This is a genomic window from Sphingomonas sp., assembly GCF_026460985.1.
In the GTDB taxonomy this organism is placed as follows: Bacteria; Pseudomonadota; Alphaproteobacteria; order Sphingomonadales; family Sphingomonadaceae; genus Sphingomonas.
The window spans coordinates 1-16,253 of record NZ_JAPKNM010000088.1 but is presented as its reverse complement, the minus strand read 5'-3'; the positions used below and the strand labels follow the sequence as shown (position 1 = coordinate 16,253).

The 16,253-nt window shown below is 67.7% G+C and carries 12 protein-coding genes; 4 read left to right on the top strand and 8 right to left on the bottom strand.

Annotated features, from left to right (window positions below; translation table 11 throughout):
* Window positions 1-318: 318 nt before the first annotated feature.
* The 3 genes from uvrB to MT490_RS14600 all read left to right on the top strand — a co-directional run bounded on the left by uvrB (window position 319) and on the right by MT490_RS14600 (window position 3,666).
* A complete protein-coding gene (gene uvrB, locus MT490_RS14610) occupies window positions 319-2,514 on the top strand; it encodes an excinuclease ABC subunit UvrB (protein ID WP_297389166.1) in 2,196 nt (731 codons plus the stop codon).
* 134 nt (window positions 2,515-2,648) lie between these two features.
* Window positions 2,649-3,071: a hemerythrin domain-containing protein gene (locus MT490_RS14605; protein WP_297389164.1), complete on the top strand. Its 423-nt coding sequence runs from the start codon at window positions 2,649-2,651 to the stop codon at window positions 3,069-3,071.
* Between the two features lie 55 nt (window positions 3,072-3,126).
* Complete coding sequence (locus MT490_RS14600) at window positions 3,127-3,666, top strand: hypothetical protein (RefSeq protein WP_297389162.1); 540 nt, start codon at window positions 3,127-3,129, stop codon at window positions 3,664-3,666.
* 416 nt (window positions 3,667-4,082) lie between these two features.
* On the opposite strand, the gene MT490_RS14595 is transcribed toward MT490_RS14600, so the two are convergent.
* The 5 genes from MT490_RS14595 to MT490_RS14575 all read right to left on the bottom strand — a co-directional run bounded on the left by MT490_RS14595 (window position 4,083) and on the right by MT490_RS14575 (window position 11,615).
* A complete protein-coding gene (locus tag MT490_RS14595) occupies window positions 4,083-4,649 on the bottom strand; it encodes a hypothetical protein (protein WP_297389159.1) in 567 nt (188 codons plus the stop codon).
* 103 nt (window positions 4,650-4,752) lie between these two features.
* Window positions 4,753-6,837: a tetratricopeptide repeat protein gene (locus MT490_RS14590; RefSeq protein ID WP_297389156.1), complete on the bottom strand. Its 2,085-nt coding sequence runs from the start codon at window positions 6,835-6,837 to the stop codon at window positions 4,753-4,755.
* On the bottom strand, window positions 6,821-8,173 hold the full coding sequence (gene prsR, locus MT490_RS14585) for a PEP-CTERM-box response regulator transcription factor (protein ID WP_297389154.1): 1,353 nt from the start codon (window positions 8,171-8,173) through the stop codon (window positions 6,821-6,823). Before prsR ends, MT490_RS14590 begins: the two co-directional genes overlap by 17 nt.
* The gene (gene prsK, locus MT490_RS14580; protein ID WP_297389152.1) at window positions 8,170-10,227 is read right to left on the bottom strand and encodes an XrtA/PEP-CTERM system histidine kinase PrsK; all 2,058 of its coding nucleotides are present in this window, start codon (window positions 10,225-10,227) and stop codon (window positions 8,170-8,172) included. Before prsK ends, prsR begins: the two co-directional genes overlap by 4 nt.
* Window positions 10,227-11,615 carry a TIGR03013 family XrtA/PEP-CTERM system glycosyltransferase gene (locus MT490_RS14575; RefSeq protein ID WP_297389150.1) on the bottom strand — a complete coding sequence of 463 codons (1,389 nt, stop codon included), beginning with the start codon at window positions 11,613-11,615 and terminating at the stop codon, window positions 10,227-10,229. The genes prsK and MT490_RS14575 overlap by 1 nt, the downstream gene beginning before the upstream one ends.
* 167 nt (window positions 11,616-11,782) lie before the next feature.
* Here MT490_RS14575 and MT490_RS14570 point away from each other — a divergent pair, with 167 nt between their 5' ends.
* The gene (locus MT490_RS14570) at window positions 11,783-12,838 is read left to right on the top strand and encodes a mannose-1-phosphate guanylyltransferase/mannose-6-phosphate isomerase (RefSeq protein ID WP_297389217.1); all 1,056 of its coding nucleotides are present in this window, start codon (window positions 11,783-11,785) and stop codon (window positions 12,836-12,838) included.
* A 40-nt stretch (window positions 12,839-12,878) separates the two neighbouring features.
* Here the strand turns inward: MT490_RS14570 and pepF are convergent, their stop codons facing one another.
* The 3 genes from pepF to groEL all read right to left on the bottom strand — a co-directional run.
* A complete protein-coding gene (pepF, locus tag MT490_RS14565; protein WP_297389148.1) occupies window positions 12,879-14,744 on the bottom strand; it encodes an oligoendopeptidase F in 1,866 nt (621 codons plus the stop codon).
* A gap of 97 nt (window positions 14,745-14,841) precedes the next feature.
* The gene (locus MT490_RS14560) at window positions 14,842-15,066 is read right to left on the bottom strand and encodes a hypothetical protein (RefSeq protein WP_297389145.1); all 225 of its coding nucleotides are present in this window, start codon (window positions 15,064-15,066) and stop codon (window positions 14,842-14,844) included.
* Between the two features lie 152 nt (window positions 15,067-15,218).
* On the bottom strand, window positions 15,219-16,253 hold a 1,035-nt coding region (gene groEL, locus MT490_RS14555), incomplete at its 5' end, for a chaperonin GroEL (protein WP_297389143.1).

The window sequence follows — 16,253 nt, the reverse complement described above, 5'->3', positions numbered from 1 at the left end:
CCACGATGCGCAAAGCAGCAATCCCTACCGTTCTGCCCACGTCGCCTCGGCGTCGCGCATGCGGCGCGCCGCAGTCGCGTATGCATAGCGAAGCCGGAGCGTCATGGGGCGTGTCAGACGCGGGCGTGGCGCGCAGGTGTCGCCTGTGCGGCGCGCAAATGCCGCGTCCGTGCCGCGCCCGCGCCGCGTGGGTGTCGCTTCGCAGGCGCGTCCCGGGTGCAAACCCGCCGCTTCCGACCGAAAAACCCGCTATCGAGTCAATCGGAGTCAACCAGCACGGCTGATTGCGTCCCCCGATAAAGGTCCCATATCCCCGCCATGGCCATCCAGATCCGCACCAGCCTCGCCGAGCCCGAAACGGGGGAGAGCTTCGTCCCGCATCGCCCGCAGCGGCCCGAGAAGAGCGAGGGCGGCAAGGCGTTCAAGCTGGTCAGCGACTATCAGCCCTCGGGCGACCAGCGCTTCGCGATCCCCGAGCTGGTCGAGCAGGCGCGCGCCGGCGAGCGCGACCAGGTGCTGCTCGGCGTCACCGGATCGGGCAAGACCTATACCATGGCCAAGGTGATCGAGGAGCTGCAGCGCCCGGCGCTGATCCTCGCGCCCAACAAGATCCTCGCAGCCCAGCTCTACGGCGAGTTCAAGAGCTTCTTCCCGGAGAATGCGGTCGAGTATTTCGTCAGCTATTACGACTATTACCAGCCTGAGGCCTACGTCCCCCGCTCGGACACCTACATCGAGAAGGAAAGCTCGGTGAACGAGGCGATCGACCGGATGCGGCACTCGGCGACGCGGGCGCTGCTCGAGCGCGACGACGTGGTCATCGTCGCCTCGGTCTCGTGCCTCTACGGCATCGGCTCGGTCGAGACCTACAGCGCCATGATCTTCGACCTCAAGAAGGGCCAGGTGGTCGACCAGCGCGAGATCATCCGCAAGCTCGTGGCGCTCCAGTACAAGCGCAACGACCAGGCCTTTGCGCGCGGCAATTTCCGGGTGCGCGGCGACAGCCTCGAGATCTTCCCGTCGCATTATGAGGACAGCGCGTGGCGGATTTCCTTCTTCGGCGACGATATCGAGGAGATCACCGAGTTCGATCCGCTGACCGGGGCGAAAGTGGCGTCGCTGGACTATGTCCGCGTCTTCGCCAACTCGCATTATGTCACGCCGGGTCCGACGATGAAGCAGGCGATGGAGGGCATCAAGCACGAGCTTGCCGAGCGGCTGAAGGAGCTGGAGGCCGAGGGGAAATTGCTCGAGCACCAGCGGCTCGAACAGCGCACCAATTTCGATCTCGAGATGATCGCGGCGACCGGATCCTGCGCGGGCATCGAGAATTACAGCCGCTTCCTCACCGGGCGCCTGCCCGGCGAGCCGCCGCCCACCTTGTTCGAATATCTGCCCGAGAATGCGCTGCTCTTCGTCGACGAGAGCCACCAGACGATCGGCCAGATCAACGGCATGTCGCGCGGCGACCATAAGCGCAAGATCACGCTGGCGGAGTACGGGTTCCGCCTGCCCTCGGCGATCGACAACCGGCCGCTGCGCTTCAACGAATGGGACGCGATGCGCCCGCAGACCACCTATGTCTCGGCGACCCCGGGCGGGTGGGAGATGGAGCAATCGGGCGGCGTCTTCGTCGAGCAGGTGATCCGCCCGACCGGGCTGATCGATCCGCCGGTCGAGATCAAGCCGGTCGAGGAGCAGGTCCAGGACCTGATCCAGGAGTGCAAGGCGACCGCGGCCAAGGGTTATCGCACGCTCGTGACCACGCTCACCAAGCGCATGGCCGAGGATCTCACCGAGTACATGCACGAGGCGGGGATCAAGGTCCGCTACATGCATTCGGACACCGAGACGCTCGAGCGCATCGAGCTGATCCGCGATCTCCGGATGGGCGTGTACGACGTGCTCGTCGGCATCAACCTGCTGCGCGAGGGATTGGACATCCCCGAATGCGGGCTGGTCGCGATCCTCGACGCCGACAAGGAGGGCTTCCTGCGTTCCGAGACCTCGCTGATCCAGACGATCGGCCGCGCCGCGCGCAACGTCGAGGGGCGGGTGATCCTCTATGCCGACCGGATGACCGGCAGCATGGAGCGCGCGCTGGCCGAGACCAATCGCCGCCGCGAGAAGCAGCAGGCCTATAATCTCGAGCACGGCATCACGCCCGAGACGGTGAAGAAGAATATCGGCGACATCATCGCGCATGTGGCGTCGAAGGATCAGGTCACGGTCGAGATCGACGCCGATCGCCCGCACATGGTTGGCCACAATCTGCGCGCCTATATCGAGGAGCTCGAGAAGAAGATGCGGGACGCCGCCGCCAATCTCGAATTCGAGGAGGCGGGGCGGCTGCGCGACGAGATTCGCGCGCTCGAGGCCGAGGAGCTCGGCCTGCCCGAAAGCGAGCGCAAGGCGCCGATCATGGGGCGCTCGAACGAAGGCAAGCCGGGTACGCGCAAGACGCGCTATGGCAAGCAGACCAAGATGCGGATGGGCGGCGGGCGCGGTCGCTGATTAGTTACCGGCGCGACAAGTATAGCGAAGCGAATAGATACGCATGCGTAGCGAATACTGATTGGGGACTCTACGGACTTACGACTCGTGTTTCGTTGTGCTTTTTCTCTGATCGTATCGGGGAGACTGAAGACGTGATTCGGGAGCTTTGCGCAGAACATCGGGCCCTCGAGGCTCAGGCCGCGCAGCTCCTCGCCATCGTCTCCGGCGCGGTTCCCGATGCCGCCGCCGTGGCGGTGCTCCGCTGGGGAATGGCGCAGGCGCTGCTCGACCACTGCAATCGCGAGGATTGGCTGGTCTATGACCGGCTGCTCGCGTCGGGCGATGCGGTCGCGACCAGCATCGCGTGGCGCTATCGCCAGGAGCACGGGACGCTCGGACCGGCCTTCGCCAACTATATCGCCGCGTGGCCGGTGGGGCGCATCAGCCGCGAATGGGTGCGCTTCCGCGACGAGACCGAAGCGCTGATGACCGGGCTGGCGGAGCGGATCGAGGACGAGGAGCGCGTGCTCTACGCACATGTCGAGCGCGTGATGGCGCGCCGCGCCGCCGCCTGACCGGCGTCCCGAACCAAGGTTGAGGCGGCGGGGGACTTCCCCCATAAGGCCCGGCATGCGCCGTTCGTCCGTGTTCGCCAGCGTGTCCGCCGCAGCCTTGCTGCTCGCCGGCTGCGTCGCCCCCAGCCAGCCCGCGCCGCGACCCGCGCCGCCGGTGGCAGTGCCCACGCCTGCCCCTACGCCGACCCCCGCGCCGCCGCCGCCCGCGAGCGCCGACTGGCGCGACTGGCCGCTGACTCCCGGCAACTGGACCTGGCGCACCGATGCCCAGAGCAGCGTCGCCGCCTTCGGCATCGCCGGCCAGGCGCCCGAGCTGACGCTGCGCTGCGACCGTGCCCGCGGCCGCATCGCCCTGTCGCGCCCCGGCCTGGCCTCGGTGCCGGGCCTCACCATCCGGACCACCAGCCTGGTGCGAACGCTTCCCGCCACCGCCACGACGACGGGCCTCGCCGCCGATCTCGGCGCACGCGACGCGCTGGTCGATGCGATGGGCTATAGCCGCGGGCGCTTTCTGGTGGAGGGCGGCGGCGTGCCCACACTCGTCGTGCCAGCCTGGGCCGAGATATTGCGGGTTGCGGAGGATTGCCGGGGCTGAGTCGCGGCGCGGCGCGCGTGCGGCGAACCACAGAACTCTAAGAATCGCACCATCTTCCCTGCATTACAAGACTTGTTCTGCGACTCGCGATGATTCAAGATTCGTTCGTGGCCGCAAGCCACACTCGTTCTTCAACTGGCGAAAGGAGGTGATCCGATGTCTCATGGTTCAGCAATGGGGTCGGTTCAGTTCGTTCGGGAGACGCGCCGCTGATCTGAAGGCGCGGGCGGAAGTCCTCCGTCCGTGGGGCGAGCGGGAGGTATTCTCCTCCAATCAACGCTCGTCAGCCATCGGAAAGCGGCCCGCATGGTCTCCCGGGCTGGAACTCTCCGGCCGCTGACCATGTCGGAGGTCGCCGGGGTCCCTGATGGGTCCCGGCGGCCTCTTTCATTTTTGGAAGGCTGCCGAAAGCGGCCTCAGGCCTGGCGGGTGTCAGCCGATCTTGCGGCGGCCCGGAAAAAAGTCGCCGATGCCAGCCACAATGCGGTGAAGAGGCCGCCGAACAGCAAAATCCTCGACCCGCCATCCGGCATGCTCGCGGTCGATGGCGCGGTCGCGATGGCCAGGCTGAGCAATGCCTGCATGATCGCGACGCCCAGCATGGTCCGCGCCATTCCCGCGGGCCGGAACCAGGCGGCGAACCCACCGACCACTGCCGCCATGACCAGCAGGAAGAAGCCGATGCCATTGCCGTCGTCGCGGACGATCGTGGTCCATACGGTCAGGAACGATGTCAGCAGCGCGACGGCGACCCCTGCACGATAGGCCCGGCTTTCGCTCACCCTTTCGGCGAGCTCGTAGAGCAACACGATTCCGCCGATGACGATACCGGCAAAGACGAAGCTGCCGGGAGTCCAATGCCATCCGTCGCTGATCTGCATCATCACCAGCGGCGTGAGCAGCAACGCCAATGCCGCGGTCCAGCGCGCCATCCGCCAATAATTCCGGGCCGCCGCGCCGCCCATTTCGCTCGATCCGATCATGTGCTCGCCTCCTGTGGGAATCACAGGTTCATCCTGGCGCGCGCCGGGATGAACCGCATGAGCAGGAAGTGAGGAAGAACTGAGGAATCGGACGGGATGCTATTTATGACGACTGCGCCAGCGCCGTTGCGGCTGCGCGATCGGTGAAGCGCGGGTCGGCGAGCGCCGCCTGCGCCTGTTGGCGCGCTTCGGGCTTGCGGCCGAGATCGGCATAGACTTGGGCGAGGTGCCAGCGCAGCCCGGCGTGGCGCGGGGCGAGCAGCACGGCCTTTTGCAGCAGCTCCACCGCGGCGCCGGTGTCGCCGTTCTTGTAGAGTGCCCAGCCATAAGCGTCGGCCGCCACGGGATTGGCAGGCGCCAGGGCATAGGCCGCCTCGCCGAGATCCTCGGCTGCCTCGAACTCGTCCGCGCCGGCATAGGCCACCGCGAGATCGGCGTTGAGCGCGGCGTCGCCGTCGCCGATGCGCGTACGGAGCAGCTCGAGCGTGTCGATCGCCGAATCATAGTCGCCCGCGGCGAGCTGCCAGCCGCCCGACAGGCGCAATGCGGCGACGTTGACCGGGTTCTGCGACAGGAACAACGCGAGCACGTTCGCGGCGTCGGCGCCTCGGCCGGCGCGATCGAGCGCTTCGATCAGCCGGAGCATCGTCGGTTCGTCGAAGCGAAGGTCGGCGGCGCGGCGATAGGCGCCTGCGGCATCGGCGAAGCGGTTCGTCAGCATCAACGTATCGCCGACGAGCAGATGCGCCGCAGGGGTGCCCGGATGGCGCGCGGCGAGATCCTGCGCCTTTGCGAGCGCGCCCGCCTTGTCGCCCTGGCCGATCAGCGCGCGGATCAGCGGGACCAGGGCCGCGGGATCGCCGGCGCGCTGGTCCGCATCGGCGGCGAGCACAATGGTACTGTCCTCGGCGGAGAAGGCAGTGGTGCCGCCCCGCTCGGGCCAGGCGGCGCGATCGAGCAGTTGCGCCGCCGCCGCGCGGTCGCCGATGCGCTCGAAACCGCGCGCCGCGAGCGTCAGCGCATAGCTGTCTGCATCGCCGCGTTCGATCACCGGGCGGAGCAGGTCGATCGCGTTGCGCGCGCTGTCGGTGCGCAGCAGGGCGACCGCGAGCAGTTTCCGGGCCGCGAGGTTCATCGGCTGGTTGGCGACGAGCGGCTTGAGTTTCTCCATCGCCTGCTCGTAATCGGCAGCTTCGATGTCGAGCGCGCCGCCGAGCAGCAACGCGGCGGGGATCTGGGCGAGGCCGGGGCCCGCGCGTTCGATCAGGCCGCGCGCCAGATCCGTATTGCCGGCGCGCGCGGCGATCACTGCCTGGAGGTATAGCGCATGCGGGCTGCCGGGCCGCGCCGCGAGCGCACGCCGCGTCGCCGCGAGCGAATCGAGCGTGCGCCCGGCATCGCCCAAGGTCGCGGCATATTCGATCAGTGCGCCGTGATCGGCGGGGTCGCGCTTGAGCGCGGCCTCGAACCAGGGAAGCGCCGCGACCAGCCCGAACTGGCTGCGCACCATCTCGCCGCGCAGCACCAATGCGTCGAGATTGCCGCCGTTGAGCTTCACTGCCTGTTCGGAGGCGCGGATCGCGCCGAGCACGTCTCCGGCATCGAGCTTGAGCCGGCCGGAATCGACCCGGATCTCGGCGTCGCGCGGTGCGGCGCGGACGGCCTCGTCGATCGCCGCGAAGGCTTGGGGCAGCTTACCGAGCGCGGCGAGCGCGCGGGCGCGGATGCGCAGCGCATAAGCGCGATATTGCGGATCGGCCTTGCCGGCCTCGGCAAGCGCCTTTTCTTCCTCGCCCTGGAGGAGCAGCGCATGCGCGCGTAGATGCGCGACCTGCTTCGGCTTGTAGCCGGCTTCGACGGCGCGCCGCAGTTCGGGCTCGGCGCTGGCGCCGTCGTCGAGCGCAAGCATGGCCCTGGCCAGTGTGAGATGCGCCTGGGCATTGCCCGGATCGGCGCGGACGGCGGCGAACGCCGCTTCTCGCGCGGCAGTGGCATTGCCGGCCTCGAGCAATTTGCCGCTGCGCTCCACCGCCTGCTGCGCCGCCGCCGGATCGAGCCGCGCGGGCGCGAGCGTGAACCACGCCGCGAGCACCAGGACGAACGCGCCGATCGCGCCGCCGATCACGATCAGGCGACGGAAGGCGGGCTTGCGCCGGGTGGAGCGGGAGCGCTTACGGCTGGAGGTCATAGGCCTTCATCAGGTCGTAGAGGGTCGGGCGGCTGATCCCGAGCAGCCGTGCGGTGCCCGAGATATTGCCCTCGGCGCGGGCGAGCGCATGGCGGATCGCCTTGCGGTCGGCGAGCTCGCGCGCGGCCTTCAGGTTGATCGGGATGGCGTCGTCCTTGCCGTCGAGGTCGAGATCGGCGGCGGTGACCATCTTGCCCTCGGCCATGATCGCGGCGCGCTTCACCCGGTTCTCGAGCTCGCGGACATTGCCGGGCCAGTTCCAGGCGTCGATCGCGGCGAGCGCGTCGGGGGCGAAGCTCTTCGCGCCCGTCTGCATCGCCGTGGCGTATTTCTGGAGGAAGTGCCGCGCGAGCAGCCCCGCATCGCCCGGGCGCTCGGCGAGCGAGGGGATGCGGATCACGATCTCGGCGAGGCGGTAATAGAGATCCTCGCGGAACCGCCCCTCGGCGACCATCGCGTCGAGATCCTGATGCGTCGCGCAGACCACGCGCGTGTCGACCGCGATCGGTTTCCGGGAGCCGATCCGCTCGATCACCCGCTCCTGGAGGAAACGCAGCAGCTTGACTTGGAGCGGCAGCGGCACGTCGCCGATCTCGTCGAGGAACAGGGTGCCGCCCTGGGCGAGCTCGATCTTGCCTTCGGTGGTCTTGACCGCGCCGGTGAAGGCGCCCTTCTCGTGCCCGAACAGCTCGCTCTCGAGCAGGGTCTCGGGGATCGCTGCGCAGTTGATCGCGACGAACGCGCCCTTCTTGCGGGGGGAGGTGTCGTGCAGACCGCGCGCGAGGAGTTCCTTGCCGGTACCGCTGGCGCCGAGCAGCATCACCGATACGTCGGCGCCCGCCACGCGCTCGATCGTGCGGGTGACCTTGAGCATCTCGGGCGCGCCGGTGATCATGCCGCCCAGCACCGCGCCGGCCTCGGCACGTTCGGCAAGGCGACGGTTCTCGGCCTCGAGCGCGTGAACGTGGAAGGCGCGCGCGACGATCAGCCCCAGCGCGTCGATGTCGATCGGCTTCTGGTAGAAGTCCCATGCGCCCAGCGCGATCGCCTTGAGCATCGATTCGTGCGCACCGTGGCCCGAAGCGACGATCACCTTGGTATCCGGGCGGAGCTGGAGGATCGTCTCGAGCGTCGCGAAGCCCTCGGTCGTGCCGTCGGGATCGGGCGGCAGGCCGAGATCGAGCGTCACCACCTGCGGCTCCTCGGCGCGGATGACGGCGATCGCCTCCTCGCGATTGGCGGCGGTGTGGATCGCATAGCCTTCATAGGCCCAGCGCAGCTGGCGCTGAAGCCCGGCATCGTCTTCGACGATCAGCAGCTTCTCCATATCGGTCATGCGGCGCGCTCCTGGCGGAGATCGGCGGCGTGCGCGGCCTTGAGGATCACGCGGAAGCGCGTGCCCTGGCCCTCGCGCGAGGCGACTTCGATCCGCCCGTCCATCGCCGCGGCGAGCTGGCGTGCCTCGAACGCGCCGATGCCGAAGCCGTCGGGCTTGGACGAGACGAAAGGCTTGAACAATTTGTCGCGGACGAAGGCGGGGGACATGCCGCAGCCCTGGTCGACCACGTCGATCGTAACGACGAGCCCGTCGGCGCCGACCGCGAGCGTCACCGGCGCGTCGGCCTGGCTCGCGTCGATCGCGTTCTGGACGAGGTGGTTGAGCAACTGCTCCAGCCCTACCGGATCGGCATGCGCCGTCGCGGTGCCGATGCCGGACAGGAGAACGGGATGCTGGCGCGCGCGAACGTTGGCCACTCGTCGGACCAATTGCACGACCTCGATCGCGTGCGGCGCCTCGCTGCGTCCGCGATGATGCTGCGAGAGGCGCGCGAGCAGCGCGTTCATCCGCTCGGCCGAATCCTTGAGCGTCGCGATCATGTCGGCGCGGAACTCGGGCTTGTCGGCATGCCGCTCGGCGTTGCGGGCGGTGAGCGTCAGCTGGCTCACCAGGTTCTTGATGTCGTGGAGGATGAAGGCGAAGCGCCGGTTGAACTCGTCGAAGCGCTGCGCATCGGCGAGCGCTTCCTGCGCGCGCGCCTCGGCGAGATGGCTAGCGACCTGGCGGCCCGCGACCTTCAACAGGTCGAAATCCTCCCAGTCGAGCGCGCGATCGAGCGGCGGGCGCGCGAGCAGGATCGCGCCGGCGAGGCTTTCCATGTGCGGCAGCGGCACGACGACCCACGCATCGGCGATATCGAGCATCCATGCCGGGACGGCCCCGGCATCGGGGCCATGCGGGTCCTTGCGGACGCCGTCGAGCTCGATGATCCGGCCGGTACCGGCGAGATGATCGGCGAGCGGCGTGTCGCTCGCGGCGGGGAAGAGGCTGCGGTCCCAGTTCCAGCTCGCGCCGAGTCCGAGCCCGGTGCCGTCGGGCACCAGCAGCAGGCCCGCGGGCGATTCGGTCAAGTCCGCGATCGCCTTGACGATGCGCTCGTCGAGCGGCGCGGTGCCGTCGGGGGCGCCCAGCGTCTCGGTGAAGCGCATCCACTCGGCGCGATAGTCGTAGCGGTGGCGGAAGAAATGCTTGGCGAGCTTGACCTTGGTCCAGGCGCGTAGCCAGCCATTGGAGACGAGCGTCAGGATCGCCGCGGTCGAACCGAGCACGAAGGCGGTCTGGAACACGCGGGCATTGCTGCCGCCGATGGTGGCGAGCGCGCTGGTGGCGAGCGCGAGCAGCGCGAAATAGGCACCGATCGCGACGAGCGACAGCGACTGATAGGCGACGGTGCGCGAGACCTGGACGTTCAGCTCGCCCTTGCGCAGGAGCGCGGTGACCATCGCCAGCGCGACCGCGACCATTGCCACCCCGCGCGCGGCGATCGATTGCGGTTGCGGTTGGGCACCGAGATATTCGGTGCAGAAGAGCAGGAACTCGGCGATCCACAGCCCGGCGAGCGCGGTCGCGATCCAGCGCAGGCCGCCGCCCGCCTGGGGGTTGAGCGCGGCATGGAGTGCCTGGACCAGCACCAATGCGGCGACCGCGACGAGCATGCGAAGGAGCAGCACCGCGCTTTCGATCTGCTCCGCCGCCTCGCGCGTGTCGACGCTGGCGGCGATGTGGAGCGCCAGCGTGCCGATGCTGACCAGCGCCACCACGCCATAGACGGTGCCGAGCGCCAGCGGCGGGCGCACATTGGCGTCGCGCCGGTGCAGCGTGATCATGAAGCCGAGCCAGGCCAAGTTGCGCAGCGTCTCGAAGATCCGCGTCACCATCTCGCCGGCGCCGATCCCGGCCACGGCGAGCGCCCAGAGCGAGGTGAGCGCCAGCGCGGTCGCCAGCGGGCGGCGCGGCAGGCCGATCGCCGCGCCGCGGACCGTCCACAATGCGAGGCCGCCGAACAGCAGGGCCGCGAGTGCGTGGCTCCACAGGATCAGCGTCGTGGTCATCAGCGCGCGCCTTCGGGGAAGAGCACCACGCGGATCGTCTGGAGCAGGATCAGCAGGTCGAGGAAGGGAGAATAGTTCTTGGCGTAGAACAGGTCATATTCGAGCTTCTGGCGCGAATCCTCGATCGAGGCGCCATAGGGGTAGTTGATCTGCGCCCAACCGGTGATGCCGGGCTTCACCATGTGGCGCTCGGCATAATAAGGCAGCTTCTGCTCGAGGTCCTCGACGAACTGGGGGCGTTCGGGACGCGGACCCACGAAGCTCATCTCGCCCTTCAGGACGCTCCAGCATTGCGGCAGCTCGTCGACGCGCAGCTTGCGGATGATCCGGCCGATGCGCGTGATCCGGGGGTCGTCCTTCTCGGCCCAGACCGCCTTGCCGCCCGCTTCGGCATCCTGGCGCATCGAGCGCAGCTTGATGACGTCGAAGCCCACGCCGTACAGCCCGACGCGGCGCTGGCGGTAGAAGGCCGGGCCCTTGCTCTCGAGCCGAATCGCGACGGCGGTGACCAGGACGATCGGGAGCGTCAGGATCAGCAGCACCAGGCTGGCGCTGATGTCGAACAGGCGCTTGAAGGCGCTCGAGACCATGCGGCCCGAGGAGAAACCGTCGGAGAAGATCAGCCAGCTCGGATTGACGCTGTCGAGGTCGACGCGGCCGGTCTCGCGCTCGAGGAAGGTCGAGATCTCGTTGACATGGACGCCGGTGGTCTTGATGCGCAGCAGGTCCTTGAGCGGAAGCGCGTTGCGCCGTTCCTCGAGCGCGAGCACGACTTCGCTGGCGTTGAGCAGCACGACGTGATCGGCGAGGTTGTAGATGGCGTCGCGCGCGATCGCCTCGGGGATGACGCGGTTGGCCTCGCTCATCGAGACGTAGCCGACCACCGCGAAACCCGCGCCGGGCGTCTTCGACAGCAGCTTGAGCCGGGCGGCGCGCGGGCCGGCGCCGAGGACGACGATGCGGCGCTTGAACGCCTGGCTGCCCAAGGTCTTGCCGAGCAGGATGCGCAGGAAGATCAGCAGCAGGACCGATACGCCCATCGCGTAGAGCAGGTTGGAGCGCCAGAAGCTGATCTGGGGGATCAGGAAATAGAGCACGCTCAGCCCGATCACGCCCAGCGAGATCGCCACGATCAGCCTGGCGGTGGCATAGCGGAGCGACTGGAGCGCGTCGGCGCCGTAGACGCCGACCGCGATCATCGCCACTTCGATGAAGGCCATGTAGCTCAGCAACTGCGGCATGCGGTCGGAGGTGGCGGTGGGGGCCATGCCCAATTGGTGCTCGCGCAGGATCCAGCCGAGCTCGCCCGCCACGACCAGCAGGACGATATCGAGCAGACCGAGCAGCAGCACGGCATTGGGCACGTAATGCTTGAACAGGCGGATCATGGCGGATCCAGCACTATCGGCTAAGTGTAAACAAACCCGACATGCATCGCAGGCGGAACGAAGATGCTTTAAGCGGGGGCCTCGGGACGCAACCGTTCCGGAGACATGCCGTTTAACCTCTCGGGGCAAGTATCTATATCCACGGCCTAAACAGGGAGCCCTTCGTGATGCCGGAAGCAAAGCCGATCATTCCCGTCATCCTTTCGGGAGGATGGGGAAGCCGGCTGTGGCCGTTGTCGCGCCCCGAGCAGCCCAAGCAATTGCTGGCGCTCACCGCCGAGGAGACGATGCTGCAATTGACCGCGCGGCGCACCGCCGGCGAGCGTTTCGCCCGGCCGATCGTCGTCGCGAATGCCTTCCATGCCGACCAGGTCGAGGAGCAGCTCGCCGGCGTCGCCGCCGAGGCGCAGGCGCTGGTGCTCGAGCCGATGGGGCGCAACACCGCGCCGGCGATCGCCCTCGCAGCGATCACGGCGGGGGGCGGTAGCGATCCGATCCTGGTGATGCCGTCGGACCACGTGATCGCCGATGTGGAGGCCTTCCATGCGGCGGTCCATGCCGCGCTGCCCCTGGTGCACGAGGGGTGGCTGGTGACCTTCGGGATCTCGCCGGACGCGCCCGAGACCGGCTATGGCTGGATCAAGGTGGGCGAGGAGATCGCCGAGGGCGTCCACCGGGTCGACCGGTTCGTCGAGAAGCCGCCGCGCGACAAGGCCGAGGCGATGCTTGCGTCGGGGGACCATGCCTGGAACGGCGGGATCTTCCTGTTTCGCGCCGACATGTATCTCGGCGCGCTCAGCGTCTTCGCGCCGGCCATGCTGGTGGCGGCGCAGCGGGCGATGGAGAAGGCGCGGCGCGACGGGAATCGGATCTGGCCCGACGCGGAGGAATTCGCAGCCTCGCCGGCCGATTCGATCGACTATGCCGTGATGGAGAAGGCGCCGCGCGTCGCCGTGGTCCCGGTCGCGATGGGATGGAGCGATGTCGGGAGCTGGGATGCGCTCCACGCGATCAGCGAATGCGACGTGCAGGGCAATGTCTGCCGGGGCGACGTCGTCGCGATCGATGCGGAGAATTGCCTCGTGCGCAGCGAGGCGGGCAGGCGCATCGCGCTGGTCGGCGTGCGCGACCTGATCGTGGTCGCGGCGGGGGACGATGTGCTCGTCCTCCCGCGCGGGTGCAGCCAGGACGTCAAGAAGATCATCGACGCGATGAAGAAGTGACGTCCGGCGAGCGCGGTCGGGGGCCGCGCTCGCATTTCGGTCAGGCCAGCAATGCCTCGGCCTGGTCTAGCGTGTCCTTGAAGGTCGCGACGAGCGCCCGGTAGGGCGCCGGCGACGCCATATCGAGGCCGGCGCGCTTGAGGATGTCGACCGGATAGTCCGAGCCGCCCGCCTTCAGCACCGACAGGTAATTGTCGCGCTCCTTTGCGCCGCCCTTGAGGATTTGCTGGGCGAAGTAGGTCGCCGCGGCGATGCAGGTGGCATATTGGTAGACGTAGAAGCTGTTGTAGAAGTGCGGGATGAAGGCCCATTCGTTCCCATAAGCGGGATCGAGACCCATATTCGGCCCGTGATAGCGCCGTAGCAGGTCGAAATAGACCTCGGTGAACTTCTTGCCCGACAGCCCTTCGCCCGCCTCGGCCAGGTCGTGCGCCTTCAGTTCGAACTCGGCGAACATCGTCTGACGGAAGAAGGTGCCGCGGAAATTCTCCATCTGCTGGCCGAGATAGAAGAGCTTCTCCTCCTTGGTCTTCGCGCCCTTCAGCATGTGCGCGACGAGCAGCTGCTCGTTGAGCGTCGAGGCGATCTCGGCGAGGAAGATCGGATAGTCGGCCTTCTCATAGGGCTGGGCCGAATTGGCGAGCAGCGAGTGGAGCGCGTGGCCCCATTCGTGCGCATAGGTGCTCAGCCCGTCATATTTCTCGGACAGGTTGAGCAGCAGATAGGGATGCACTTCATAGGCGCCGGGCTGCATGTACGCGCCGGGGCGCTTGCCCTCGCGCGGCCAGGGATCCATCCACTTCGCCGCGCTCGCCTTGGCGATGCGCGCCTGATAGTCGGGCCCGAGCGGCTTGACCGCCTCGAGCGTCAGCGTGCGCATCTGGTCGAGGTTGAACGGGCGATCGAGCGACACCAGGGGCGGATAGATGTCGTAATAGGCGATGTCGGGAAGCTTGAGCATCCGGCGGCGCAGATCGAAATAGCGGTGGAGCTGGGGCAGGCCCTTGTTCGTCTCGGCGACGAGGGTGCGATAGACCGCCTCGGGCACGTTGGCGCCCGAGAGCGCGCTGGCGAGCGAGGTCGGGTATTTCCGCGCCTTGGCGTAGAAGATGTCGCTCTTGACCTTGGCGTTGTAGGTCGCGCCGAACGAGTTCTGGAACTTGCCGTGCGCGCCCCAGAAGGCGTCGAACACCGCCTTGCGGTCGGCGCGGTTGGGGGCGTCGCGATTGAGCGTATAGCCCTGGCTGTCGAGCCGGACTTCCTTGCCGTCGGAGAGCTTGATCGTCGGCCAGGGGATGTCCGACGAGCGGAGCTGGCCCGAAATGTCGCCCGGCGCCTGGAGCGGCGCGGTCGCGCTCGCAAGGAGCGCCTCGCCCTCGGGCGAGAGCGTGTGCTCGGCCTGGCGGACGATGTTGGCGAGATAATAGTCGAAGCGCGCCTTGAGCGTCGGATTGGCGGCGACGAAGCCGTCGATCTTCGGCTTGCCCAAAGCGAGGATCTCGGGAGCGAACCAGGCGGTGGCTTCGCCGAATGCGGTGTAGAGGTCGATCGCCTGCGCCTGCTTCTCCTGCCAGGCGGCGACGCGGACGTCCTCGTCGCCCTTGAGGCTCACATAGGTGTAGACCCGGCCGATCGTCTTGCCGAGATCGGACTGGAGCACGAGCGCCTCGGCGAGCACCGCGGCGCTCTCGCCGAGCCGGCCCTTGTACTTGGCGATGGCGGGAAGCGCGGCGAGCGCGCCCTTGCGGGCCGTGTCCCAGGCGGCTTCGTCGGCATAGATTTCGGTGAGGTCCCATGCGGGGCCTCCGGCGGGCTCGGCGGCGGCCCGCGCCCAGCCTGGAGCGGACATGGCAAGCGTCGCCAGCGCGCCGGCGGTCAGCGCATCGCGGCGGGATAGTTCGGTCATTTCAAGGCTTCCCCGAAGAAGCGCCGGTAGGCTCGACGCGCAGTTGGAAGCCGGCAATCTGTCGCGCTTTTCGCGCCAAGGAAAGCGCTTTGTCGGCTTAGGGGGCTAATACACCCCGGCCGCTGGCGCTGCGGCGCACGTCGCGATACTCGGCGCGCGAGATCACCACCCAGTCGCGCTTGGCGCGGCGGCGCATCGGCGTTCCGCAGAAGCGGCACTTGCTGACGAAACGTTCGTCGCTCGCGGGACGCTCGATATGCTTTTCCGAACGATCATGCTTCCCGCTGAAGCACCGCAACCGTCCGGCAACCCAACTGAACACGTACGCAACCCCCTAGCTTTTCAGGCTTCTGCGTTCCCCAATCCGAGCTCCGGGGTCAAGGCCGTGTAGCGCCTTTGTCGCAGAGTTCGTCGCAAAAAAAGCAGAAGGGCCGGGTTTCCCCGGCCCTTCGCATATTCAACAAACGGAAGGACTTAGAAGTCCATGCCGCCCATGCCGCCCATGCCGCCGCCCATCGCGGGCATGGCGGGCTTGTCTTCCGGCAGCTCGCTCACCGCCGCTTCGGTGGTGATGAGCAGGCCGGCGACCGAGGCCGCATCCTGGAGCGCGGTGCGCACGACCTTGGTCGGGTCGATCACGCCGGCCGCGACCAGGTTCTCATAGGTCTCGGTCTGGGCATTGAAGCCGAGGTTCGAGTCGCCGCCGTCGAGCAGCTTGCCCGAGATCACCGCACCGTCGTGACCGGCGTTCTGCGCGATCTGGCGGACCGGCGCGTAGAGCGCCTTGCGGACGATATCGACGCCGCGGGTCTGGTCGTCATTGGCGCCCTTGAGGCCTTCGATCGCCTTGGTCGCGTAGAGCAGGGCCGTGCCGCCGCCGGGGACGATGCCCTCTTCCACGGCCGCGCGGGTCGCGTGCAGCGCGTCGTCGACGCGATCCTTGCGCTCCTTGACCTCGACTTCCGAAGCGCCGCCCACCTTGATCACGGCAACGCCGCCGGCGAGCTTGGCGAGACGCTCCTGGAGCTTCTCGCGGTCGTAATCGCTGGTGGTGTTCTCGATCTGCTGGCGGATCGCGTCGGTGCGGCCCTTGATCGCATCGGCTTCACCCGCACCGTCGACGATGGTGGTGTTGTCCTTGTCGATCGAGACGCGCTTGGCGGTGCCGAGCATGCCGAGCGTGACGCTCTCGAGCTTGATGCCGAGATCCTCCGAGATGACCTCGCCCTTGGTGAGGATCGCGATGTCCTCGAGCATCGCCTTGCGGCGATCGCCGAAGCCCGGCGCCTTGACCGCCGCGACCTTGAGGCCGCCACGCAGCTTGTTGACAACGAGCGTGGCCAGAGCCTCGCCCTCGATGTCCTCGGCGATGATCAGCAGCGGACGGCCCGACTGGACGACGGCTTCCAGGATCGGGAGCATCGCCTGCAGGTTCGACAGCTTCTTCTCGTGGATCAGGATGTACGGATCGGCGAGCTCGACCGTCATCTTCTCCGGGTTGGTGATGAA